General features: G+C 63.4%; 24 protein-coding genes. 17 read left to right on the forward strand and 7 right to left on the reverse strand.

The annotated features are described in order from the left end of the window. Nucleotide 1: 1 nt before the first annotated feature. Both R2N11_RS22330 and R2N11_RS22335 read right to left on the reverse strand, forming a co-directional pair. Nucleotides 2–271, reverse strand: coding sequence for a PAAR domain-containing protein (locus R2N11_RS22330; RefSeq protein ID WP_021193560.1), 270 nt, complete (start codon nt 269–271; stop codon nt 2–4). A gap of 36 nt (nt 272–307) precedes the next feature. Then, the gene (locus R2N11_RS22335) at nt 308–1168 is read right to left on the reverse strand and encodes a M15 family metallopeptidase (protein WP_199030612.1); all 861 of its coding nucleotides are present in this window, start codon (nt 1166–1168) and stop codon (nt 308–310) included. Nucleotides 1169–1457: 289 nt separating this feature from the next. On the opposite strand from R2N11_RS22335, the gene R2N11_RS22340 reads away from it, so the two are divergent. From R2N11_RS22340 to R2N11_RS22380, 9 genes are all read left to right on the forward strand, one after another. Continuing rightward, nucleotides 1458–2198, forward strand: coding sequence for a hypothetical protein (locus tag R2N11_RS22340; RefSeq protein WP_316682407.1), 741 nt, complete (start codon nt 1458–1460; stop codon nt 2196–2198). A 172-nt stretch (nt 2199–2370) separates the two neighbouring features. Further along, on the forward strand, nt 2371–5256 hold the full coding sequence (locus R2N11_RS22345) for a type VI secretion system Vgr family protein (protein ID WP_316682408.1): 2886 nt from the start codon (nt 2371–2373) through the stop codon (nt 5254–5256). Next, on the forward strand, nt 5253–6137 hold the full coding sequence (locus tag R2N11_RS22350; RefSeq protein WP_316682409.1) for a DUF4123 domain-containing protein: 885 nt from the start codon (nt 5253–5255) through the stop codon (nt 6135–6137). Before R2N11_RS22345 ends, R2N11_RS22350 begins: the two co-directional genes overlap by 4 nt. Before the next feature lie 78 nt (nt 6138–6215). Next, nucleotides 6216–6494: a hypothetical protein gene (locus tag R2N11_RS22355; protein ID WP_316682410.1), complete on the forward strand. Its 279-nt coding sequence runs from the start codon at nt 6216–6218 to the stop codon at nt 6492–6494. A gap of 58 nt (nt 6495–6552) precedes the next feature. Further along, nucleotides 6553–7020, forward strand: coding sequence for a DUF3304 domain-containing protein (locus tag R2N11_RS22360; RefSeq protein ID WP_316682411.1), 468 nt, complete (start codon nt 6553–6555; stop codon nt 7018–7020). Continuing rightward, nucleotides 6999–8726: a T6SS phospholipase effector Tle1-like catalytic domain-containing protein gene (locus R2N11_RS22365; RefSeq protein ID WP_316682412.1), complete on the forward strand. Its 1728-nt coding sequence runs from the start codon at nt 6999–7001 to the stop codon at nt 8724–8726. Before R2N11_RS22360 ends, R2N11_RS22365 begins: the two co-directional genes overlap by 22 nt. A gap of 215 nt (nt 8727–8941) precedes the next feature. Further along, the gene (locus R2N11_RS22370) at nt 8942–9298 is read left to right on the forward strand and encodes a hypothetical protein (protein WP_316682413.1); all 357 of its coding nucleotides are present in this window, start codon (nt 8942–8944) and stop codon (nt 9296–9298) included. A gap of 120 nt (nt 9299–9418) precedes the next feature. Then, complete coding sequence (locus R2N11_RS22375) at nt 9419–9724, forward strand: hypothetical protein (RefSeq protein WP_316682414.1); 306 nt, start codon at nt 9419–9421, stop codon at nt 9722–9724. 235 nt (nt 9725–9959) lie between these two features. Next, the gene (locus tag R2N11_RS22380; RefSeq protein ID WP_316682415.1) at nt 9960–11081 is read left to right on the forward strand and encodes a beta-ketoacyl-ACP synthase III; all 1122 of its coding nucleotides are present in this window, start codon (nt 9960–9962) and stop codon (nt 11079–11081) included. 18 nt (nt 11082–11099) lie between these two features. Here R2N11_RS22380 and R2N11_RS22385 read toward each other — a convergent pair whose 3' ends face one another. The 3 genes from R2N11_RS22385 to R2N11_RS22395 all read right to left on the reverse strand — a co-directional run bounded on the left by R2N11_RS22385 (nt 11100) and on the right by R2N11_RS22395 (nt 13971). After that, complete coding sequence (locus R2N11_RS22385) at nt 11100–12206, reverse strand: alpha/beta hydrolase family protein (RefSeq protein WP_316682416.1); 1107 nt, start codon at nt 12204–12206, stop codon at nt 11100–11102. Between the two features lie 2 nt (nt 12207–12208). Then, complete coding sequence (locus tag R2N11_RS22390; protein ID WP_316682417.1) at nt 12209–13048, reverse strand: AraC family transcriptional regulator; 840 nt, start codon at nt 13046–13048, stop codon at nt 12209–12211. Nucleotides 13049–13116: 68 nt separating this feature from the next. Then, nucleotides 13117–13971, reverse strand: a complete 855-nt coding sequence (locus R2N11_RS22395; RefSeq protein ID WP_199030599.1) for a LysR family transcriptional regulator — start codon at nt 13969–13971, stop codon at nt 13117–13119. A 110-nt stretch (nt 13972–14081) separates the two neighbouring features. Between R2N11_RS22395 and R2N11_RS22400 the strand changes: the two genes are divergently transcribed. Together R2N11_RS22400 and R2N11_RS22405 are read left to right on the forward strand one after the other, a co-directional pair. Further along, nucleotides 14082–14474 (forward strand): tautomerase family protein, encoded by a 393-nt coding sequence (locus R2N11_RS22400; RefSeq protein WP_316682418.1) that lies wholly within the window; start codon nt 14082–14084, stop codon nt 14472–14474. A gap of 8 nt (nt 14475–14482) precedes the next feature. After that, nucleotides 14483–14608: a hypothetical protein gene (locus tag R2N11_RS22405; RefSeq protein ID WP_269848274.1), complete on the forward strand. Its 126-nt coding sequence runs from the start codon at nt 14483–14485 to the stop codon at nt 14606–14608. Here the strand turns inward: R2N11_RS22405 and R2N11_RS22410 are convergent. Further along, on the reverse strand, nt 14598–15557 hold the full coding sequence (locus R2N11_RS22410) for an SRPBCC family protein (protein WP_199030597.1): 960 nt from the start codon (nt 15555–15557) through the stop codon (nt 14598–14600). The two genes, R2N11_RS22405 and R2N11_RS22410, sit on opposite strands and share 11 nt — an antisense overlap. Continuing rightward, nucleotides 15541–15897, reverse strand: coding sequence for an ArsR/SmtB family transcription factor (locus R2N11_RS22415; protein ID WP_199030596.1), 357 nt, complete (start codon nt 15895–15897; stop codon nt 15541–15543). Before R2N11_RS22415 ends, R2N11_RS22410 begins: the two co-directional genes overlap by 17 nt. A 117-nt stretch (nt 15898–16014) precedes the next feature. Between R2N11_RS22415 and R2N11_RS22420 the strand changes: the two genes are divergently transcribed. The 6 genes from R2N11_RS22420 to R2N11_RS22445 all read left to right on the forward strand — a co-directional run bounded on the left by R2N11_RS22420 (nt 16015) and on the right by R2N11_RS22445 (nt 20836). Further along, nucleotides 16015–16908, forward strand: a complete 894-nt coding sequence (locus tag R2N11_RS22420; protein ID WP_430715467.1) for an alpha/beta hydrolase family protein — start codon at nt 16015–16017, stop codon at nt 16906–16908. After that, nucleotides 16905–17339 carry a MarR family winged helix-turn-helix transcriptional regulator gene (locus R2N11_RS22425; RefSeq protein WP_316682420.1) on the forward strand — a complete coding sequence of 145 codons (435 nt, stop codon included), beginning with the start codon at nt 16905–16907 and terminating at the stop codon, nt 17337–17339. The genes R2N11_RS22420 and R2N11_RS22425 overlap by 4 nt, the downstream gene beginning before the upstream one ends. Further along, nucleotides 17336–18127 carry an enoyl-CoA hydratase gene (locus tag R2N11_RS22430; protein WP_316682421.1) on the forward strand — a complete coding sequence of 264 codons (792 nt, stop codon included), beginning with the start codon at nt 17336–17338 and terminating at the stop codon, nt 18125–18127. Before R2N11_RS22425 ends, R2N11_RS22430 begins: the two co-directional genes overlap by 4 nt. A 366-nt stretch (nt 18128–18493) precedes the next feature. After that, the gene (locus tag R2N11_RS22435) at nt 18494–19174 is read left to right on the forward strand and encodes a TonB C-terminal domain-containing protein (RefSeq protein WP_316682422.1); all 681 of its coding nucleotides are present in this window, start codon (nt 18494–18496) and stop codon (nt 19172–19174) included. Further along, nucleotides 19167–19679, forward strand: a complete 513-nt coding sequence (locus R2N11_RS22440) for an RNA polymerase sigma factor (protein ID WP_316682423.1) — start codon at nt 19167–19169, stop codon at nt 19677–19679. Before R2N11_RS22435 ends, R2N11_RS22440 begins: the two co-directional genes overlap by 8 nt. Before the next feature lie 173 nt (nt 19680–19852). Beyond that, nucleotides 19853–20836, forward strand: a complete 984-nt coding sequence (locus tag R2N11_RS22445; protein WP_316682424.1) for a FecR family protein — start codon at nt 19853–19855, stop codon at nt 20834–20836. The last annotated feature ends 111 nt before the right edge of the window (nt 20837–20947 follow it).

The raw sequence follows: 20947 nt of genomic DNA on the forward strand, positions 1-20947 counted from the left end.
CTCAGATGCTGCCCGTGTTGCCCTGGCTGGACAGGAGCGTGGCGCCGCAGGCGGTCTTATCACCGTGGCGCGCAGCCTGCTTGCCATCGATGATGACGTTCGGGTCTCCGGTGACGATGACCGTGGTGCCGCCATGCCCCTGCTTGGGGCAGGTGACCTTGTCGCCCACACAGGCGATGCCCTTGCCGCCCGTGGACGTATTGCCCGACGCGCTGATCACCACACCGCCGTGGTCCGTCTTGTCACCCAGCAGGATGAAGGGACGTGTCATTGCTTGCTCCCCGTATGTGTTCGATTCATCGATTCGTCATTGGCCTGGCGCCTCGGGGCGCTTGCCGAGTACGCCCTTGCGGCGCAGCTCCACGTGGCCCAAGTCCATCATCTTCCAGCGGCCGCCCCACACGAGGCCGACCGATTCCGCCGTTTGCCCATACAACTCGTAGCCGCGCATCGCCCAAGGATCTTTCTCGCTAATCACCAGCTTGCCGTCGCGGAAGAACGCGCTGTCTGCCGCCAGGCCGTACTGGTGGTAGCTCTGATACGCCCCGGCCTGCGTGACGTTGCTACCCATCGCCGCCAGCTTGGCTTGCCGATCGGGGCTGCGAAAGCCTTCGAGCAGCGCCATCTCGTAACCGTGTTCGTCGCGCATGATCTTGTAGACGAGCAGCAGACGCTGGCGGAAATCGGCGTCGAGCAGGTTCCAGTCGCGGCTTGCATCGCGGATGGCCGGGCGGATCAGCTCGACCTCGCGCGTGGTGAACACCTCGGGCGGCAACGGCGGCGGCGGGATCAGCCGTTCCCCGTTGAGCAGCGCAGAGATGTGCGGGTCCGGTTCACGCACCTGATCATCGTCAAACTCGAACGACTGCTGTTCACGCAGCGCCAGCGCCACGATGGGTGGCACAGACAGCACACCCAGCGCGCCCGCCAGCAGCAGTTTCCGGCGCGCCACGAACCGCTTGAACGCAGACGCATTCGACGCGGCACTGTCCACCGACCCGCGCAGCGACCCTGCCGAGCGCGCGCCGACCACGGCCGCACCGGCGCTCAGGCGCTGCCACTGCGCGCGCACGACCGCAGCGCAGCGTTGCCGAACCGACGGCAACAGCAACACTGCAGCCACCACCACCATGGCGACGAAGTAGAGGGCGAGAACAACGAAAACCATACTGACCTGCGGAGCGTAGGCGTCTATATCAATTCAGTCTGATTTATATCTGTATTCAGAGATTGAAAATATTATGAAACGATAAAAATTCAGCCGATTTTAGGTTTCGCTTCATTAACAAACGATAAAGAAGGCGCGTGTCTTTCCTAAGCATTTGTCTTTCAGCTAGGCCAGACTTAGAATCAGCAGCCACAACCGGAATCGGCATATTTTGTCGTACCTGATGCTCGGACGTTGTTTTTGATACGCATACGCTCGCCGCGCATTCTATTTCAATTCTGGACCCGTGATGAGTAATAACGGCGATTTGAAAAAAGAAGGGCCTCCGACGCTCTTCAACTCCCAGTCTGAAACTGATGAGGCTGGCCATACACGCATCCTCGCGAGCCTGGAAGGCAGAGTCGGGGCGGGTGGCAAGCCGCCCAAAAGTGCGGGGCGTCGCTATGGCATCGCGGCGGTCATCGCGGTGCTGGTGGCGGGCGTCGGGGCGTGGGTGGCGCTGAACCCGTCGGGCGATCAGGGTGCGCCGCAAGTGGCCGAACACACGACGCCTGCCACGCCTGCAGCCGCACAGCAGGCCGCAGCCGAGCCCGCGCAGGTGACGGCAGCCACGCCCGCAGCGGCTGCCAGCGAGAGTGCCACGGCCCCCGCGGCCACCATCGTCAACGTGGCCCCCAACGACGAGCACACGCTGGACAAGCCGGGCAAGGATGTGCAAACCGCCAAAGCAACTGCCGATGCCCCAGCGAGGGATGCCCATACCTCGACCACGGTGCAGCAAGCCGTGACGGCCAAATCGGGTGATACGCCGCAAGCCAAGGCGGAAACCGCCAAGCTGGTTGCAAAATCAACCAATACGCCAGTCAAGGCAGCACAAATTACAAAGGCGAAGCCGCAGGCAACGACAAAAGCCAAGAACCGTAAAGGCGGATTGACACCGGATGATCCGGATGCCGATTTGCTGGCGGCATTGCTTGCGCCACAGAACGCCAATCAACCGGCCACTCAACCCAATTACAAGGGGAAATAGCCGCTCGGTGGATGTCCGCAAGGGCAATCGCCCGGCGATGTTTGTGTTGCCAGGCGTTAATCAGGCGGCTGGCGCAATGCGGGACAATGCGCCGCCCACACAATGCATGCGCGCCGGCTTCACGTCACCCTGTCTCACGTGATGCGCCCGTCGTTGCAGTATCGGACAGCGAATGGACGTAACGACCCTTCTCCAGAATCTCTTTGCTCCGGCGCATCGACTGTATGCCCTGGAAGGCGAAGGCCCGCTGGCCGACCTGGCGGTGGAAGCGTGGCTCGGCCGCGAGGCGCTCTCTGAGCTGTTCGAGTGGCGCGTGGTGGCGGTCAGTGCCAACGCACGCATCGCACTCAAGTCTCTGCTCGGCCAACGCGTGACGCTGGTCACAACCTTGGCCAACGGCACGCAAGCCAAGCGTACCGGGCTCATCCGCCTGGCTGAAAAGCTGGGCGCAGACGGCAGCCTGACGCGCTATCGCCTGACCGTCGTGCCCTGGTTCTGGCTGGCGACGCAGCAGCGCCACAGCCAGGTGTTCCAGAACCGGCCGCTGGCGGACATCTTTGAGCAGGTATTGAACCCATACGCACCGTACGCGTCGTGGCGCTATGCCGCTGGCGCCGAGGCGCGCATGAACGACTTCGGCACGCGCAGCCACATCGCGCAGTTTCGCGAGACCGACTACCACTTCGTCACACGCCTGCTGGCAGAAGCCGGGCTTGGCTTCACCACGGTCGAAGACGAGCAGGCGCATGGTGGTCATACGCTGGTGTTCTTTGCCGACAGCACGCAGTTGGCTGAAGACACGGAATCGGCTGCCGGTGGCGGCATTCGCTACCACCGCGCGCACAGCCAGGAAGAAAGCGACGCCATCCAACAACTCGCCTGCCACAGCCGCACGACGGTGGGCGGAGTGGCCGTGGCCGCGTGGGACCCGGAAGGCAAGAGCAGCGTGCGCGGCCATGCACCGGCACGCGCAGGTGCCGCATCCGGCAGCCCGGACGCGTATCTGTCGATCAGCCCATCGCTGGCGCCCGATGCCGCCAACGCACAGCGCGTTGCCGAGCAGGTTATGGAAAGCCTGGAGGCGCGTGCGCTGCTGTTCTCCGGCCGTGGCACGGTGCGCACGCTGCGCAGCGGCACGCGACTGCAGTTGCGCGACTGCCCGCATCTGCCGCAAGACCCCAATGCGGATGCCAGTGCACCGTATCCGCTGCTGATGGATCTGGTCGAACACTGCGGCATCAACAACCTGACGGCCGACACGCATCTCGCGCTGGGCCAGCGGTTGGGCGGGCTCGATGCCTCGCTGCTGTTCGATACGCCGCCTGATGCACCAGAATCCGGCCCCGGCGTATTCGGTTTTCAGGAGGCGGATGAACCTGTCGAGCGCTTTGCGCCCACCGGCGATCTGCTTGCCGCCGCACGCAAGCATGGCTATGTCGGCTGGTTCCGCGCGAGCGATGCCCGCCGCCCCTGGCGCCCTGCGGTGACAGAACCCGAGACGGGGCGGCTGTACTCCGCACCTACCGCGCAGGGTGTGCATAGCGCCATCGTGGTGGGCCCCGACGGCCAGACTCAGGCGGGTGGCGATGGCGAACACCACACGACCCCCGCCGGCGAAATCCGCGTCCGCTTCCCATGGCAACAAGGTGAGCGCGCTGACGACCGCAGCACCCGCTGGGTGCGCGTGGCGCAGCGGCAAGCCGGCGCCGGCATGGGCTGGCAGTGGCTGCCTCGCATCGGCCAGGAAGTGCTGGTCAAGTTCAGCGAAGACGATATCGACCAGCCCGTCGTGATTGGCGCGCTCTACAACGGGCAGGGCGAGGCCGGTATCGCGCCCACGCCAGGTGGGCAAGGCGCATCTGGCCAGAGCGATGGTGCCGCACTCTACAAGCAAGGCAGTGACAGCGCCGCCAGCGCGCAAGGCAATGTCGCGGGGGGCCACAGCCCCGCTTGGCACGGCATGGGCACTGAACCTGAAGGCCACCGCAACGCTGCCGCCCACACCGGTTTCAAGAGCGCCGAGCATGGCGGCAGCGGCTACAACCAACTCGTCTTTGACGACAGCGACGGCCAGTTGCGCACGCAGCTCGCCACCACGCAGCAGTACAGCCAGCTCAACCTGGGTCACCTCGTTCATCAGCAGGACAACCGGCGCGGCAGTTTCCGCGGCCAGGGCTTCGAGTTGCGTACCGATGGGCACGCCGCTGTGCGTGGTCAGGCGGGTTTGCTGCTCACCACCTACCGCGACGCGAGCAACGGCAAAGCCGTGCCCACCGGCGACAACGCCGCAGGCATTGCGCTCATCAAGCAAGCCAAGGCGCTGACCGCATCGCTTGGGCAAGGTGCTGTCACGCACCAGACCGCGGCACTCACCACCGCCAAGGACGACGACGCACCGCTGGGCAAGCAAGTAAAGGCTGCGGCAGGCATGGTCGACGGCAAGGCACTGGATGCCGCCAAACAAGACGCCAGCGCGGGCAACACCGCCACGCAAGGCAAGGTGCCACAGCAGGGCGAAGCCATGGCGCACCTTGCCGGCCGGGCAGGCCTGGTGATGGTGGCGGGGCAAGACTTGCAGTTCTCCAACGGCGAGAGCATCGCCCTGGGCAGTGGCCAGGACACCAATCTCGCCATCGGCAAGCAGGCACGCATGCATGCCGGTCAGGCGATTGGCGTAGCGGCGGGCTTGTCCAAGGCAGGTGACGGCAACATCGGGCTGCAGATCACCGCGGGGCAGGACAACATCGACGTGCAGGCCCAGCACGATGTGCTCAAGCTGATGGCCAAGCAGGACCTGAAGCTGGTGTCGGCCAACATGAACGTGGACTTTGCGGCGGCCAAGCGGATTCGCATCGCCACGGCGGGCGGGGCGTCGATCACGATCGAGGGGGGGAACATTACCGTGGAGTGTGCTGGGCCGATTACGTATAAGGCGGCGCAGCGGCAGTTTCAGGGGCCGGTTAACAGTAGCTATCCGCTGCCGTCGTTCCCGCAAAGCATCTGCGTTGAGTGCATGCTCAAGGCATTGGCGGCAGGCAGCCCATTTGCATCCGTATGACAACCCTGGGCACATTTCAGTGGTTTGGCCAAGACCAAACCAACATTGATGCCGTAGTGGCCTTCTGGCGCGGTCAGTGTGATCTTCATCGCAACGCCCACTGGTATGCCTTGATCGACAGCGCTTTCGATCATGGCGCGGTGCCTCACGACGATCTGTCTGGTGCCGTCAACTGCTATGAGGGCGAATTCATCGTTGGCCTACCCATGGTCGCCCCCCTGCTTGTACCGCTGAGTGCGCAAGCACCCGGCCAAGCGGCGCTGACTCGTCTCCTTGCCCATTGCAGTGGCCGCCCCATGATGAGTCTGGTAGCGACCACGGGTAACGCTCAGGATTTGGTGAGCGCCTGGCGTTTGGCGTACTGGGCGCATCTGCCAGAATCGCAAAAGATGCTGGTGCGTTTTGCGGATACCCGAGTGCTGATAGAGCTCCCGCAGATCTTGCTAGCCGACCAGTGGCGGAGCTATTGTGCCCCCATCACTGCGTGGGTGGTCATTAACCGTGCGGGTATGCCGTCTCTGTTGCCGAAGCTGGCACCAGGTAACGCCGCACAGAGGCTGGAGCTAGACCAGGCGCAACTGGATGCCCTCATGAGTCGGACCCAACCCGACGCGGCTCTCGACTTTATGCAACGGGAATTGCCGGGCGCTGTTTCGCCTGCATTGCTGCCCAGCGAAGCGCATGCGCATATGGTGCGTACCTGCGCGTGGGCCGCAGCCCATCGCGTCGAGAATCTGGCCGATATCGCCGTGTTAGCGATGGCTACGGAGGGGCCAGACACCCAATCCCCGGCATTTGCGACCATACAAGAAGTGTTGGAAACCCAAACTTGGACTGCAGGTAACCTAGGGCAGGTGTTGCTGGATCGAGGGGTTATTTGAAAGGCGCTCTTGAACGGATCCTTAGTCCATGGATTCTGTCAGGCGTCACATTGATGAAAGTGGGAAAAACATTTCAGAATGAAGAAACCCTCCTTGGGGCTGATGATTGCCTATTTGCTGCTTGGTTTGCCGGCCAGCGTGTTGGTGGGTGGCACCATTGCCTGGCTTATTGCACGGGGTTTCTATCGGAAGGATGGGCAGGGATATGCATGGATTTGGTACGCGATATTTATTTCAATCGCCGTATACGTGGTGTGCCTAGTTTCACTTCCGTTCTTTCGAAATAACTCTAAAGCGATGGGTTGGGCTGTACTTGTTTTATTTTCCTTGTCGCTTTGTTTGTTTATTAAGCTGTAATTGCGATTCATATAGAGTCTCCGCTTTTTGATTTTGTTTTTCGAGGAAGTCATTCAAAGTGCAAATACCCAAGCCCTGGCTTCGCAACGCCGGTGTCGCACTCGGCGCAGGTGCTGTGCTGGCACTAGCGTGGTGGGCCTACGACTGGTGGCATGCTGGTACTCGTCGTGCGACGGCTTCCATCGTGCCCTACAACCACACTCATACCACGGTAGACAACTTCTACGTCGATGGCACATGGGGGGGTATCAGCGATGCAAAGACGGGGGGTGGGCGCAGCCTGTGTTGCGTGATGATTCCTGAGCGCTGGCATGACAGGCTGCAGGTCACGGTCAAGTGGCAACTCGAGACAGACCCCGACTCGAATTGGCATGAGAAGCGCGTGGATGTCCCGCGTTACAACGAGCCCGGCGAGTTGCAGGTGCATTTCTATGGCGGCGACACGGTGAAGGTGGTTGTCACCAACTGGGATCTGCGCAGTCCCAACAATCCGCTGCATGATGAATGGACGAAGGAGAAGGACTGATGGGCAACCCGGCTGTTTCGATGGCGCCTGCTCTGGCCAAAAGCGAGTTGCTGGCCAATTCCAAGAAAGACCTAGTTCGGCGTGCGCAGGCGCTCTCGTGTACGTTGTCGGAAAAGAACAAGCCTAGTTGCTCGACTACGGTCTTTCTGGGAATGTTCTTCGACGGTACGGGCAACAACCGTGACGACGACTTGCCCCAGAACAAGCAGAGCAATGTAGTCAGACTCTGGATGGCGCACCGCGACAGCGAGGACAAGAAAAGCGCCAGCCCATCAGCTTTTTTCCGCTCGGAGTACGTTCCCGGCGTCGGTACACCGTTTCCGCTGGTGGGCGAAACCCAACACGAAGGAGCGAAGGCCACTGCGGGCAAGGCGGCCGCTTACGGCGGGCAAGCACGCATCTTCTGGGGGCTGCTGCAAACGCTGAACGCCTTGCATCGGGCCGTGAAGAACGGGCCGCTCGTACCTGACAAAGACGCCGGTAAGCTGGCAGCAGGGTGGAGCAGCAACCCGTGGTCGGTCGAAACGGGCAGAGCCGGGATCAAGGCAAAAACTAAGGAGCTTGCCGCGATTCTCAAAGGCGACCCCAAGCCCAAGTTGCAGCAGTTCACCGTGTCAGTGTTTGGTTTTTCGCGCGGTGCCGCTCAGGCACGCGCGTTCTGCAATGCATTTTACGAACTGTTGTGCGAACCGGCCGGTGCTGGGCACACGCTGGCGGGTGTGCCGGTGCGCATCATCTTTCTTGGCATCTTTGACACCGTGGCCTCGGTCGGCGTGATCGGGGCCGACCTGCTGACTATGGAAGGTCATCAGGCCTGGGCCAACAAGGCCTTGCGCATTCATCCATCCATTCAGCGCTGTGTGCACTACGTGGCTTCCCATGAGGTGCGGGCTTGCTTCTCGCTCGATTCGGTGCGTTACAAGGGGGTGTTGCCCAGCAATTGCGTAGAGGTGGCCTATCCCGGCGCGCATTCAGACGTGGGGGGCGGCTACAGGCCCAATACGCAAGGGCGCAGCTCCTCTCCCGGCGTCGATTCGTACAACTTTCTGGCGCTGGTGCCTTGCATCCACATGTATAAGGAGGCATTTGCTGCCGGTGTTCCACTAAAACCCTTTGATGCTATGACCGCGCGGGAGAAAAGAAACTTTACCCCGTCCGATCAGCTGCTCGACGACTTCAATGCGTACGTCGGAGCTTGCAAGGTGAGCGGCTCGACCGAGGAGGTGCTGAACCAGTGTATGGATCGCTATCGCTTCTATCGGTTTCGCAGGTTGGACTCATTCGTATCAACAGCCAAGACCCAGGGCGCGCCTGCCGATGATGCGAAGTTCCTGGAGTTGACTAACGGCCACTTCCAGTCGCAGTGCAAGGATTTCCAGCGTAAATATGCCAATGCCAAGCGTGTGGCAGATCATGACCGGGATTTTGCGTATTACCAATGGGTGAAGAACGGGCGTCAGGGGACCTTTACCAATACCGCGCCGAGCATGCGGGACAACCTGAACAAGGGCTTCATCAAGGAAGATCTGGATATGTGGGAGGCCATGCATCGGGTGGGAGAGACACCGCCGGCGCTCGTGACCCTGTTCGATAGGTACGTCCACGACTCGATGGCCGGCTTTGCACAGGATGGTGTGGATGAATTCACCATCAACCATCGTGGCCACATGCGCAACCGTACGGTTTATGACAAAGGTGGTGAATAGGCTGCTACGGCGTGCCAAGGTGGCCGGATTCGCCCACCGTCGCACAGCCCTGAGAAAATCTTCATTGGATGGGCGCGGTGAAAGCGAATAGTTTCAGGCTGCGGTTTTGCTCCGTGGGCCTATTGCTGGCACCGAGTGTTCGCCGATAGCGCAGATGGATATGCCGTAGATATGTTCGACCGTAGCGCCCCTGTCCTGCTTTACGCCTGATCATCATGATCATCTTCGCAATCGCCGCGCTCCTCATGCCTCTTGGTCGGCCCCTTCTTCTAAATCAACCAACCTCTCTCAGAAAGATGCAATACAAAATTGCCGCAGCTCTTCTCACCGCCGTCTGGATGAACGCCAGCATCGGCGCTCAACTGACCACGACGTCGCAAGCCTCTGCCAACCCGGTTCAAGTCGGCACAAAGACCAAAGCTCAGGCGAAGAAGCATGGAAAGAAGCGCTCCAAGATCGTCCGCTCCCACAAGAACAACGCAGCGCCGACTCGCGATTCCGATGCCGACGTGCTCGCGCAGGTGCTGGCCTCGGACAACAAGAGCCCGCTGTGGGCAAAGCCGCAGCAGTAAGGGCATAGCTGCGGGCCATCGCTGTGCCTGATTCGGAGTCTTTCGATGGCGGTTAGGCATCTGGAACAGATGGGTACGGCCTGAACCCTGGCCCTGCGCTTTCACTCGAAGCAAGCATGCATGTCGACACGAGAAATTCAAGCGAAAGACAATTTCGGCGCTGCCGCTGAAATGCGAAAGCAGGATTTCATTCGAGGTGCCATTGTTTTTCCAGTTGCAGGGCTGGCATGCTGGACGATCCTGGCAATTGGGCGCGGTAGTCAGGACTGGGGTGTTGGGGTTTGGGCGGTGCTTGTCGGAGCTGTGCTGGCTGTTGGCGGCATCATCTGGACCCTCGTTGCCGGGTTGGTGCACAGCACCTTCAAGATCAGCACGTTTGGATTGCTGGCAGGGCTCTTGCTCGTCGGAATCGTCGGTGGCTTTTAGCCTCGCGAGCGAGGCGCCATTTGCGGCGTAGCACGAGCTTTGCCAAGTATCCCGCAGCATGCAGCGACTGTTGCGGTGCCGCAAATCACAATCAATCACTGTGATGCACCTTGTCGTGCCGCGGTCACGGAGTGGCATCGCGCCGGACTAGATGTAAACGACAACACCCCTGCCCGGCCCACCCCCCACCCAATGTGCTATCGTCCCCGCCACACAAATTTCACAAACACCGGGTATGCACGACGTTGTTATCAGCGGCACGGGCCTGTGGGTCGCGCCGGAGGTTATCACCAACGAGGAGCTGGTCGCCTCCTATAACGCCTACGCACAGCGCTACAACGCTGAACACGCGGCGGCCATTGCTGCGGGCGAACTGGCGCCGTTGTCGGAATCGTCGGCGGAATTCATCGAGAAGGCTTCGGGCATCCGCCAGCGCTATGTGATCGAAAAGACCGGCGTGCTGGACCCGGCGCGCATGCGCCCGCGCCTGACGCAACGCCCGGATGATGCGCTGTCCTTGCAGGCGGAGATCGGTGTGGCGGCCGCGCGCGAGGCCCTGGCCGCTGCCGGCCGCGACGCCGCTGACGTCGACATGCTGCTCTGCGCAACCTCCAACTTCCAGCGCCCGTATCCGGCGCTGGGCGTCGAAATCCAGAACGGCATCGGCGCGGGCGGTTATGCGTTCGACATGAACGTTGCGTGCTCGTCGGCCACCTTTGGGCTGGAGCAGGCCATCAATGCCGTGCGCAGCGGCACCGCGCGTGCCGCGCTGGTGGTGAGCCCCGAGATCACCTCTGGCCACCTGGACTGGAAAGACCGCGACTGCCACTTCATTTTCGGTGATGTGTGCACGGCCGTGCTGGTGGAGCGCGCAGATGAGACCCGCTCGACCGACGCCTGGCGTGTGCTGGGCACCAAGTGTGCGACCAGCTTCTCGAACAACATCCGCAACAACGCCGGCTATCTCTCGCGCAGCGAAGACCGCAATCCGGACGACCGTGACCAGCTCTTCCGCCAGGAAGGCCGCAAGGTGTTCAAGGAAGTCTGCCCGATGGCGGCCGAGCATATCGCCGGCCATCTGCAGCAACTGGGGCACACGCCGGCGGATGTGCGCCGTTTCTGGCTGCATCAGGCCAACCTGGCGATGAATCAGTTGATCGGCAAGCGTCTGCTGGGACACGACGCCTCGGCGGACGAAGCGCCGGTCATTCTGGATGAGTTTGCCAATACGGCGTCGGCAGGTTCGATCATTGCGTTCCACCGCCATCGCACCGACATGAAGTCGGGGGATCTGGGTCTGATCTGCTCGTTTGGTGCGGGCTATTCGATCGGCAGCGTGGCCCTTCAGAAGCAATAAGCAGCCTGCGGGTGGCGCTCAGGTCTTGGCCGGCAGCGTCGCCCGGAAGAACTCCAGCACACGGTGCACGGCCTGCGCATGCACATCACCACGGTCCACGCCTGGGTTGTCCTGGCAGAGCCACGCCGGCAGATGCGCTGCCGCGCCCGGCACGCAGGTGTCGATGAAGGTGTAGTGCGAAGCGCCCGGCACCAGCAGCAGATCTGCCTTGGGCAGCAGCCCGGCAATGCGGCGCACATTGGTTTCCACGGGGACTGTCACGTCGGCATCACCAGCCATCAGTGAGATGGGGACAGTGATGTTGCCAAGCGAGTTCGGGTCCATCGCCATGCCCAGCGCCGGCGCGATGGTGAAGACCGCCTTGATGCGTTCGTCCCGGTAGGACGCTCCTGAGCGTGCAATCGAGGCCTCTGTTTGCGGCGTCTTCGATGCGGTGGGCTGCGGGCCAGTCTCTACGCGGCGCATCTCCGGTGGGTGGCAGATCGCATCGGCCTGCGGCGAGCCGCAGAACGCCATGAGCGCCGCGAAGTTGGTCCGTGCGCCTGCCAGCTCCAGCACCGTATAGCCTCCCAACGAAAACCCTACCGCGCCGATCCGGTCGCGGTCGACATGTGCGCCAAGTGCCGCGTCGGCCAGCACGCCATCGATGACTTCGCTCACATCCGTTGCGCGTTCCCACCAGAGCATGAAACCGTCGTGCGTGAGTGGCTCCAATGCGTTGTTACCGGGGTGGTTCGTGCCCGCGACGATGTAGCCTTGCGCGGCCAAAGCGGCGGCCAGCCAGTCAAGGCTGTCTGCGGTGCCCCCCGTGCCATGCGAGAGCACGAGTAGCGGGTAGGTGTTTTGCGTACCCGCAAGCGGTGCGTCATGGGCAGCAGGGTGTGCGCGAAACAACGGGTGGCCCGGCTCGCCGATGTCGCGCGGCGTTTCAGGAACAGAAGCCTCCACTGGATACCAGATGTTGGTGACGAGCGCTTCGGTGCGTGCGCCACGCCAATGCCGTTCGACTTGTGGATGGAATACGCGGGAGGTTTCGCCCACGTGATAGGGCGCAGCGGGCTCGGCTGCACAGGCAGCGCTCACGACAAAGACCGCCATGGCGGCGGTCAGGCAACGACGCAGCATCTTTACTCCTTGCGGATGGGGATCATCAGGTCAGTCACGCAGGCGCGCGGCAGGTGCTGGCGCGCACTGCTGCGATACAGCTCCAGCGTGGGGCGGTCGTCCGGCTCGAAGCCGTAGCTGGGCAGGCAGCGGCCGTAGAGTACCTGCATGGTGGGGGCGATCAGCGCATAGGGGCCGATGAGCCGGTGTGAGGCATAGAGGCCGCCTTCAACGCGTACCGGCTGCAGGCCGTTTGTGATCGCGCGTGGTGCATCCAGGATGACGCCGGCAAAGTACTCAAACGAGCCGGGTGTTTCCGGGTCGCCATAGCAGATGCCGATGCGATCGGGTGCGTCTTGCGACGTGCTCTCGATGCCAAGCACCTCCCACAGCGCGATGAAGGTCTGGCGGATGGTCGCGATCGGGCCTTCGTGCCGCAGACACAGCGCGCTCAGGGGCGGCTGCTCGACCAGTTCGAGCGGCGGCAGACCCGTGGCCTCCGTGGTCGGTACGGCCAATTCCTGCTGCCGGGTTTGAAAGGCGCGCGGGCTGATGCCCGTGAATTCACGAAAGGCACGGGCAAATGCCTGTGGGCTGCCATAGCCGACATTGAGCGCGACGTCGGTGACGGAATCCTCCGCTCCGGTCAGGCGCTGGGCCGCCTGCGCCAGCCGCACGCGCTGTACCGTCTCGAACACACCCTCACCGGTGAGCGCGCGGTAGATGCGGTGGAAATGAAATGGCGACAGGTGTGCGACCTCCGCCAGGCTCTGCACGGTGTGCGGGGCGGCGGGATCCGCCAGGATCGCCTCGATTACGCGGGCGATGCGGCGGTGGTAGTCGCGAATGGTGCGGGGTTTCATGCCGGAAAGCATAGCCGCCCGAAGGGCACCGCGTGGTGCAGCGATTGCGCAAATGTGCGCCTGCAGCGTTATCGTCCGGCCGTTGCGCGCAGGGTGGTGGAAAAGGTGCGCAGCGCCTTTCTTGCCACCGGATCGGCCACCCGGGAATGTAGCACCACGCTGCGCGGTGGCAGCGGCGGCAGGCCGAGCGATTCCCCCACGTCGATGGTGCCGGGCGGTGCCACACGCCGGCTGAGCGCGGCCACGGCCAACCCGGCAGCGACGGCTGCGCCGATCGTGCCCACGCCGCCGCCGACAAACACTTCCTGCCACGCAATGCCCGCTGCATCCAGTACGGTGACCGCCATCTCGCGCACGCGGCACGGTTCGGCCTGGGTGGCAAGGTAGAGCGGTTCTCCGCTGCGGTGTTCGAAGTCGGGGGCGGCCATCCAGCCGAAGGGCTCTTCCATGAGGACTTCGCCATCGGTGCGGCGGCTGTCGTGGCGCAGGATCACGGCCGCATCCAGTGCGCCGTCTTCAAATGCGTCGAGGATTTCCCGCGAGCTGTCGATGCGGATTTCCAGCGTCAGGGTAGGTTCGGCCCGACGCATCTGGCGCAGCAGGCGCGGCAATTCTGCGCCGACGATGTGGTGGCTCATGCCGACTGACAGCCGGCGCCGCTCCACCCCGAACGAGCCGATCGCACCTTCATGCGCGGCCACCAGATCACGTGCCGGCCCGAGAAAGGCGCTGCCGTCCTGTGACAGCCGCACCAGCCGTGGCGTGCGCTCCAGCAGGCGGCGGCCCAGTGCATCTTCCAGCCGCTTGATCTTCAGGCTCACGGCGGATTGCGTGGAATCCATTGCCTCAGCGGCACGCGTGAAGCTCTTCAGGTCGGCGGTCAACACGAAGGCTTGGACGGCCTCCAGATCGAGCATCTTCATGATTCAATCATTTTGAAATCGAATGATTGAAATATCTTAGGATGTCTTTTTGAAATGAACAACCCGAGGCATGCTGTGAGCACGGTTCATCACCAAACACGGAGTCCACCATGCCTCTCGTTCAAGTGTCATTGCGGCGCGGCAAGCCAGCCGCCTACCACCAGGCCATTTTCGACCGCGTCTATCGCGCCATGCGCGAGACCTTCAACGTGCCGGAAGACGATCGCTTCATGGCGATCACCGAGCACGACGCCAGCACCTTCAGTGTCAGCCCTACGTACTTCGGTATCGCGCGCAGCGACGATGCGATCCTTCTCCAGCTCACCGTCAGCAACACGCGTACGCGCGAGCAAAAGCAGGCGCTCTACCGGCGCATCGTCGAGGTGCTACAAGAGAGCCCCGGCCTGCGGCCCGAAGACGTGTTCATCAACCTGGTGGAAGTGCTGCCCGAGAACTGGTCGTTCGGCCACGGCATTGCGCAGTACGTGGCGAACAAGAGCTGAGGCGCGTCATGACCACGCGTCAAGTCCTGTTCGCCTATGTGGGGGGCGTGCTGTGGGGCATGACGCTCATCGTCGGCGCGGCGATCACCCTGGCGACCGTCGCGCGCGACGTGCTGCGTATGCTCAGTCCTTGAGCGAGTCGCCCAGCATGTCCAGCAGGAACTGCGAGCCGCGCTCGCGCGAACCGGCATCGTCATAGCCGTCAAGGAAGGCGCCTTGTTCGGTCATGACGAGGTGCGTGCCGCCCGAGCCATCCTTGGCCGGGCGCAGTTCCAGCGTGGCAAGCGAGGCGGAGATCTTGCGATCATCGAGGTGCATCACGTACGAGTAGACGACGCGCTCGTCGGGGATCACGTCGTGATACGTCGCCTCGAAGCTCGACACCACACCGCTGTCCCATCGCCCTTTGACGACTTCACGGCCGCCGGGGGTAGCATCCATTTCGCGCACCAGCAGGGTGTAGCCGTTGCCGCCGGCAAACCACTTGGCCTTGGCGGCCGGGTCCGTCAGCGCTTTGAACACGCGTGAGCGCGGTGCATCGTACGTGCGCTCGACGGTGAAGGTGGCATGCACGACCGAGCGCTTGATGCCATCGGCCAGCGGCACACGTGCGGCTTCGCGCTCCAGCTTGTCCAGCGTTTGCTTCCAGCCTTCTGGCGCGCCCTTGATCATCATCTCGGCAATCGGGGCGAGCGGCGTGTGGGTTTGCGTGACTTCCATGCGCGTGCCACCGCATTCTTCGGCGAAGGTGACGACGGTGTGGGCGTTCATCAGCGGGCGGTTGTCGCCGTCCACTACGTTCATGTCGATCACGAGGCGCGCGTTGGGCACGATCTCGACAAAGTGGCCGCGCGACCAGTGGTCTTGCCCTTCGGGCGAGCGCATGCACACGTCAAACTTGCCGCCCACGCGAAACTCGACTGTCGCGTCCGGCACGGTGTAGTGCGTCGGGCAGAACCAGCGTTTGATGTGTTCAGCGGTGCTCCACGCCGTGAAGACCCAGTCGCGCGATACAGGAAAGGTGCGCGAGATCACGAGCGGGCGCAGGGTCGTGGCGGTGGGGCTGTCAATGGTCGTCGTCATGCGGGTCTCCTTGGGTTTTGAGGGTTTCCAGATAGGCGCCGAGACGGTCGAAGTGTTGTTCCCACTCCAGGCGCCGTTGGTTGATCCACTGCTCTGCCAGGCTCAGGGCTCCGGGTTCGATGCGGCAGGTGCGCACGCGGCCCACCTTTTCCGATCGCACGAGACCGGAGTTCTCCAGCACCGACAAGTGCTGCATGACAGCCGGCAACGAGATATCGAGCGGCTGTGCAAGCTCGCTGACAGAAGCCGGGCCGCGCACGAGCTGAACCAGCATCGCGCGCCGGTTGCCGTCTGCCAGCGCCTGGAAGGCGAGATCGAGAGAAGTGTCATGGTTAAGCATGTTGTTAACTATAGCGACTCTGAATAGTTAAGCAAGTACTTTATCTTTTGGTGGTTGACACACCCATTTAGTTCGCATACAAAGTAAATAACTTCGCATACGAACTAAATGAATACGATGGACAGCACGCCGCAAACCATTCCCGCCACGGACGGCTACCCCCTGGGCGCCACGTTCTGGGCAGCTGCCGGCACGCCGCAGGGCGTGGTCGTCATGCACCCGGCCACTGGGGTGCCGCAACGCATCTATCAGGCCTTTGCGCAGTTCCTGGCCGCACGTGGCTTCCACGCCATTACGTACGACTACCGCGGCATCGGCGCATCCCGGCCGAAGACCTTGCGCGGTTTCGCTGCGCGCATGCGCGACTGGATGCTGCTCGATGCGGAAGGCGTGACGCGCTGGGCGCGGGCGGAGTATCCAGACCTGCCGCAACTGGCGGTCGGGCACTCGGTGGGTGGCCATGGTATTGGCATGTGCGGTGCGGGCTGGGGTCTGGCAGGCGCGGTGCTGGTGGCCTGCCACACGGGCAACTCGCGCTTCATCCGCCAGCGGGGTGAGCGCTGGCGTGTCGAGCTGATCCTGCGCGGTGTCGGCCCGGCACTGGCGCGGCTGATGGGCTACGTGCCCGGCAAACGCATGGGACTGGGCGAAGATCTGCCGGGCGGCGTTGCCATTGAATGGGGCGCGTGGGCCGGCATGCAGCGCTACTTTTTCGATGATCCGACACTCGGTGCCGTCGAGCGCTTCAACCGCGTGACGAACCCGGTGCTCGTCTACGGCTTTGACGACGATCCTTGGGCCACGCCGCCTGCCATCAACGCGTTGACGCAGCACTTCACCAACACCTGGGTCGAGCGTCGCCAGATCGCACGGGCAGAGGCGGGCGGCGCCGTCGGACACATGGGCTTCTTCCGCCCGAAGTTTGTCGACACGCTCTGGCCCGGTCTGGCCGATTGGCTTGCCGCACAGGCAGCGGCCGTACGTGTGCCTGACGCCGCGGAGGCTGCATGACGGCACCCGATCGCCGCCTTGTTTATCTGATCAACGTCGGGCAACGCCGCCTGCAGCGATGGATTCAAACGCGCACCGGCGAGGGCGTGACCGCTGCGCAATCCGGCCTGCTGTTCTTCTTGGACAAGAACGACGGCGCGCTGATGCGCGAAGCCGGCGCTGCGCTCGACCTCGGCCCTTCCGCCATGAGCGGCCTGGTGGATCGCACAGCAGATGCCGGCCTCATCGAGCGACGCGCCGACGCCAAGGATGGCCGCGCCTGGCAACTCTGGTTGACCCCCGCCGGCCGGGCTGCATTGGCCGAAACACGCGGCGGCCTGACCGAACTGAACGCACGCCTGACCGAAGGTTTTACCGACGCCGAGATCGACGTCGTCGCGCGCTGGCTGGCCAGCTTGCAAACCAAGTTCCCCACAGGAGACGAGCAATGAGTGAACACATCCAGAGCCATATTCAGCGCCATATTGCCGATGGCGTGCTGACGCTCACGCTGGCACGCGCCGACAAGAAGAACGCCATCACCGATGCCATGTACGGGGCGCTGGCCGATGCGCTGGACGCTGCCGAGCACGACAACACCGTGCGCGTGGTACTGCTGCGCGCCGAGGGCGACATGTTCTCGGCCGGCAACGACATCGGCGAATTCGCTTCCGTGGCGATGGCCGGCGGCGGTAACGGCGGCGTGCGCAACGTCATCCGCTTCATCCATGCACTGGCGCGCGCCACGCGCCCGCTGGTGGCAGCGGTGCAGGGACGTGCGGTTGGCATTGGCACCACCATGCTGCTGCATTGCGACTTCGTGCTGCTGGCGGAGAACGCGCAGCTCTCCACGCCGTTCGTCAACTTGGCGCTGGTGCCGGAAGCGGCATCGAGCCTGCTGATGCCTGCGCGCCTGGGCCACGTGCGCGCGTTCGAGATGTTTGCGCTGGGTGATGCGGTGAGCGCGCAATCCGCGCTCGCGTGGGGTTTGGCGAACCGGGTGGTGCCGCTCGACAAGCTTGGCGATGAAGCACAGGCGATCGCGCAGCGTCTGGCACGTCAGCCGCTGGGTGCACTGACCGAAACCAAGCGTTTGATGCGTGATGCCGAGTTGCTCACCCAGCAGATGGATGCGGAGAGTGCCTGCTTTGCCAAGCGGCTGCAGTCTCCCGAGGCGCATGAAGCGTTCCGGGCGTTCGTCGATCGGCGGCCGCCCAATTTCAACGCCGTGGCGCACTGAGCGCGGCGGTGTCTCCTTCGGCGGCCCTGGTCTGGCCGCCTTTTTTCTTTCCGGATGGCCCGATCGACCACGCCGCGGCAGTGGTCTCCCCACGCACCCCCAGCCCGCATGGGGGCGATTCAAACGCCTGAGCGTGCACTTGCTCTGCACCCCCTCCAACGGGTGCTGTAACAGAACAGTCACGTTGCATTACTACCCTACGCGCTTACTTCACACTTGCGCGTTGTGAAACACGTCCGCACACCGGGCGATGTAGCACGCGTCTCTCACTGACCGGGTATGGCTGGAAACGTCGCATCGGGTGGTGCGCGGCGGATACTGCCTTGGTGCATCGCGATGATCGGCGTCTGCGTTTTCCATCCTGCCGTGTCTGCCGGCCCTGTCGAGCCGGAGCCGGCCGTCATTGCCGGCGCGCCGCCTCTGGATGTCGAGCGCTGGTTCGATATCGAGCCGCAGCCGCTGCAGCGTGCGCTGGAGCACTACAGCGCCGTCACCGGCATGTCCTTGCTGTATGACAGCGCGTTGACGGCGGGCCGTGCTGCGCCTGCCGTGCGCGGCGCCATGACGCCGCATATGGCGTTGCTGCGCTTGCTGGAGGGCAGTGGCCTGGCCCCGCGCTACACCGGTGCCGACACGCTGGTGCTGTTGCCCGTGCGCGCCCAGGCCAGCGCGGAGGCAAACGATACCGATACCGCCAACCAGCCCGCGCAACGCCGGTACTACGGCCTGATCCAGCATCGGATACGCGATGCGTTCTGCGCGAACCCAATCCTTGCCCAAGGCCGGCACCGCATCGCATTGCACTTGTGGGTGGATGCGCAGGGCAGCATTGGCCCGGTGCATTTGCTCGATTCCACCGGCGATGCGGTGCTCGATCGGCTGGTGGTGAACGCGCTGCAGGGCGTATCGGTGGGCGAGGCCGTGCCGGCGTCTGTAGCACAGCCATTCACCTTTGTTGTGATGCCGCGTGCATCGGGGCAGAGCTGGGGCTGTGTTGCGCCGGCCGTGTCGGTCTCCGTCATTTCAGCTGGGGGGCGTCATGGCTGACGGCGGCCGCGCCGTATTGCGCGATTTTCTGGTGGAGCGCTACAGCCACCTGAAATACCTGCTCTCTCGCCGGCTGGGCAATCCGGATCTGGCCGGTGACGCGCTGCAAGACATCTGGCTGCGCCTGGAGGGCAATGGCAGCACCGATGCCATCGAGCCGGTACAGAACCCCGGTGCGTACCTCTATCGCATGGCCTTCAACGCGGCCATCGACCAACAGCGTGCCGAAGATCGCCGCCTGAGCGTGGGCGAGGTCGAGACCATGCTCGAACTGGTCAGCCCCACACCCGGTCCAGCCGAGGTGGCCGAAGCCAACTCCGAGCTCGACGCGCTGATCCGCGCGATGGAGCAGATGCCCCGGCGCCGCCGCGACATCCTGCTGGCTGTGCGCCTGGAGGGCACACCGCAGCGCGAGGTGGCTGAGCGCTTTGGCATTTCGCTGCGGCTGGTAGAGCTGGAGCTGCAACGCGCCCAGGAGCACTGCGCCGCCAAGCTTGGCCGATAGCCATGCGCCTTGGCGCGGCGGACCCTGCCAAGGCAATGGACGCCCAAAAAAATCTTCCGAAAAGCTTGCGGGTTTGTGTGGCGGGATTCGTCATACCGATAAGACCGTCGGAGTGGCGGCAGAGGCAAGCCGTAGCCGCAAAGAGAACGGCGGTATGACAGATGGTTGAACGCATGAAGGCAGCACCCGAACCCCTCAAGACGACGCTGAAGATTCCGCACACGCTGCGCCGCGATGCGCATGCGTGGGTGCGCCGTCTGACCTCGGGCGAGGCCACCGTGGCCGACGCGCAGGCGCTCAAGCGCTGGTGCGATACGAGCGATGCGCACGCCGCCGCCTTTGCCGAGGCGCGCCAGTTGTGGAAGGACTTTGGCCCGGCGGGTGAGGCTGTACGGCGTCGGCAAGCCGCCAGGACGCGGCGCGCGCCCACGCTGGGCCGTCGCGCTTTTCTGGGTGGTGCTTTTGCGACGGCGGCGGGCGCTGCCGTGGCTGTGGTTGCGCCGGCTGGCCTGTGGGGTGCGTTCCCCTCATTGGCCGCAGACCTGCGCACCAAGACGGGCGAGCAGCGCCAGGTGGCACTCGCCTCTGACGTGACGATCGACATGAACACGCATACCAGCGTGGCGCTGCGTCGTGATGCGGGTGCGCTGCACGGGGTTGATCTGCTCGATGGCGAGATCGCTATCAACAGCACGCGTGGCGTGGCGCAGCCATTTGTGGTGGCAGCAGGCCCCGGCCGTGCGATTGCCACGCAGGCCAGCTTTGAGGTGCGCAATCTTGATGCGCACGTGTGCGTGACCTGCGTGTCGGGCGACGTGCGTGTGGAAGTCGGCGGTCGCAGCCTGACGCTCACGGCCAACCAGCAAGTGACCTACGACAAGCACGCGCTGGGTGCTGTCGCGCAAACCGACGTGGCCACCGCATCAGCGTGGCGCAGTGGTGTGCTGGTGTTCCGCCAGACGCCGCTGTCCGATGTGGTGAGCGAGATCAACCGCTATCGCCCCGGTCATGTGCTGGTGATGGATGACAAGCTCGCACGCAGCCGCCTGAACGGGCGCTTCCGTATCGACCGGCTCGACACGGTGTTTGCGCAGATTCGTGAAGTGCTGGGTGCCAGCGTGACGGAGCTGCCGGGCGGCATCGTGCTGCTGGGGTAAGGCGCACGCACCTGCGCGAGCATCGCGCATTGCCATATTTCTGTCATTGCGGGTTCGGGTTGTGACCTTCGTCATAGCAGGAGAGGCCGCACGGATGTGAACGACGCGGCC

It is taken from the genome of Ralstonia flaminis (genome assembly GCF_958415495.1).
Taxonomy (GTDB): Bacteria; Pseudomonadota; Gammaproteobacteria; order Burkholderiales; family Burkholderiaceae; genus Ralstonia; species Ralstonia flaminis.

Excerpts from the sequence above, each read along its gene's own strand:
- R2N11_RS22355 (WP_316682410.1), top strand. The coding sequence starts at position 6,216 with ATGAAGAAACCCTCCTTGGGGCTGATGATTGCCTATTTGCTGCTTGGT.
- R2N11_RS22430 (WP_316682421.1), top strand. The coding sequence starts at position 17,336 with ATGAGTGAACACATCCAGAGCCATATTCAGCGCCATATTGCCGATGGC.
- R2N11_RS22345 (WP_316682408.1), top strand. The coding sequence starts at position 2,371 with ATGGACGTAACGACCCTTCTCCAGAATCTCTTTGCTCCGGCGCATCGA.
- R2N11_RS22445 (WP_316682424.1), top strand. The coding sequence starts at position 19,853 with ATGAAGGCAGCACCCGAACCCCTCAAGACGACGCTGAAGATTCCGCAC.
- R2N11_RS22415 (WP_199030596.1), bottom strand. The coding sequence starts at position 15,897 with ATGCTTAACCATGACACTTCTCTCGATCTCGCCTTCCAGGCGCTGGCA.
- R2N11_RS22365 (WP_316682412.1), top strand. The coding sequence starts at position 6,999 with ATGGACGAAGGAGAAGGACTGATGGGCAACCCGGCTGTTTCGATGGCG.
- R2N11_RS22420 (WP_430715467.1), top strand. The coding sequence starts at position 16,015 with ATGGACAGCACGCCGCAAACCATTCCCGCCACGGACGGCTACCCCCTG.
- R2N11_RS22390 (WP_316682417.1), bottom strand. The coding sequence starts at position 13,048 with ATGAAACCCCGCACCATTCGCGACTACCACCGCCGCATCGCCCGCGTA.
- R2N11_RS22375 (WP_316682414.1), top strand. The coding sequence starts at position 9,419 with ATGTCGACACGAGAAATTCAAGCGAAAGACAATTTCGGCGCTGCCGCT.
- R2N11_RS22340 (WP_316682407.1), top strand. The coding sequence starts at position 1,458 with ATGAGTAATAACGGCGATTTGAAAAAAGAAGGGCCTCCGACGCTCTTC.
- R2N11_RS22395 (WP_199030599.1), bottom strand. The coding sequence starts at position 13,971 with ATGAAGATGCTCGATCTGGAGGCCGTCCAAGCCTTCGTGTTGACCGCC.
- R2N11_RS22440 (WP_316682423.1), top strand. The coding sequence starts at position 19,167 with ATGGCTGACGGCGGCCGCGCCGTATTGCGCGATTTTCTGGTGGAGCGC.
- R2N11_RS22400 (WP_316682418.1), top strand. The coding sequence starts at position 14,082 with ATGCCTCTCGTTCAAGTGTCATTGCGGCGCGGCAAGCCAGCCGCCTAC.
- R2N11_RS22405 (WP_269848274.1), top strand. The coding sequence starts at position 14,483 with ATGACCACGCGTCAAGTCCTGTTCGCCTATGTGGGGGGCGTGCTGTGG.
- R2N11_RS22410 (WP_199030597.1), bottom strand. The coding sequence starts at position 15,557 with ATGACGACGACCATTGACAGCCCCACCGCCACGACCCTGCGCCCGCTC.
- R2N11_RS22380 (WP_316682415.1), top strand. The coding sequence starts at position 9,960 with ATGCACGACGTTGTTATCAGCGGCACGGGCCTGTGGGTCGCGCCGGAG.
- R2N11_RS22335 (WP_199030612.1), bottom strand. The coding sequence starts at position 1,168 with ATGGTTTTCGTTGTTCTCGCCCTCTACTTCGTCGCCATGGTGGTGGTG.
- R2N11_RS22350 (WP_316682409.1), top strand. The coding sequence starts at position 5,253 with ATGACAACCCTGGGCACATTTCAGTGGTTTGGCCAAGACCAAACCAAC.
- R2N11_RS22425 (WP_316682420.1), top strand. The coding sequence starts at position 16,905 with ATGACGGCACCCGATCGCCGCCTTGTTTATCTGATCAACGTCGGGCAA.
- R2N11_RS22330 (WP_021193560.1), bottom strand. The coding sequence starts at position 271 with ATGACACGTCCCTTCATCCTGCTGGGTGACAAGACGGACCACGGCGGT.
- R2N11_RS22385 (WP_316682416.1), bottom strand. The coding sequence starts at position 12,206 with ATGCTGCGTCGTTGCCTGACCGCCGCCATGGCGGTCTTTGTCGTGAGC.
- R2N11_RS22370 (WP_316682413.1), top strand. The coding sequence starts at position 8,942 with ATGATCATCTTCGCAATCGCCGCGCTCCTCATGCCTCTTGGTCGGCCC.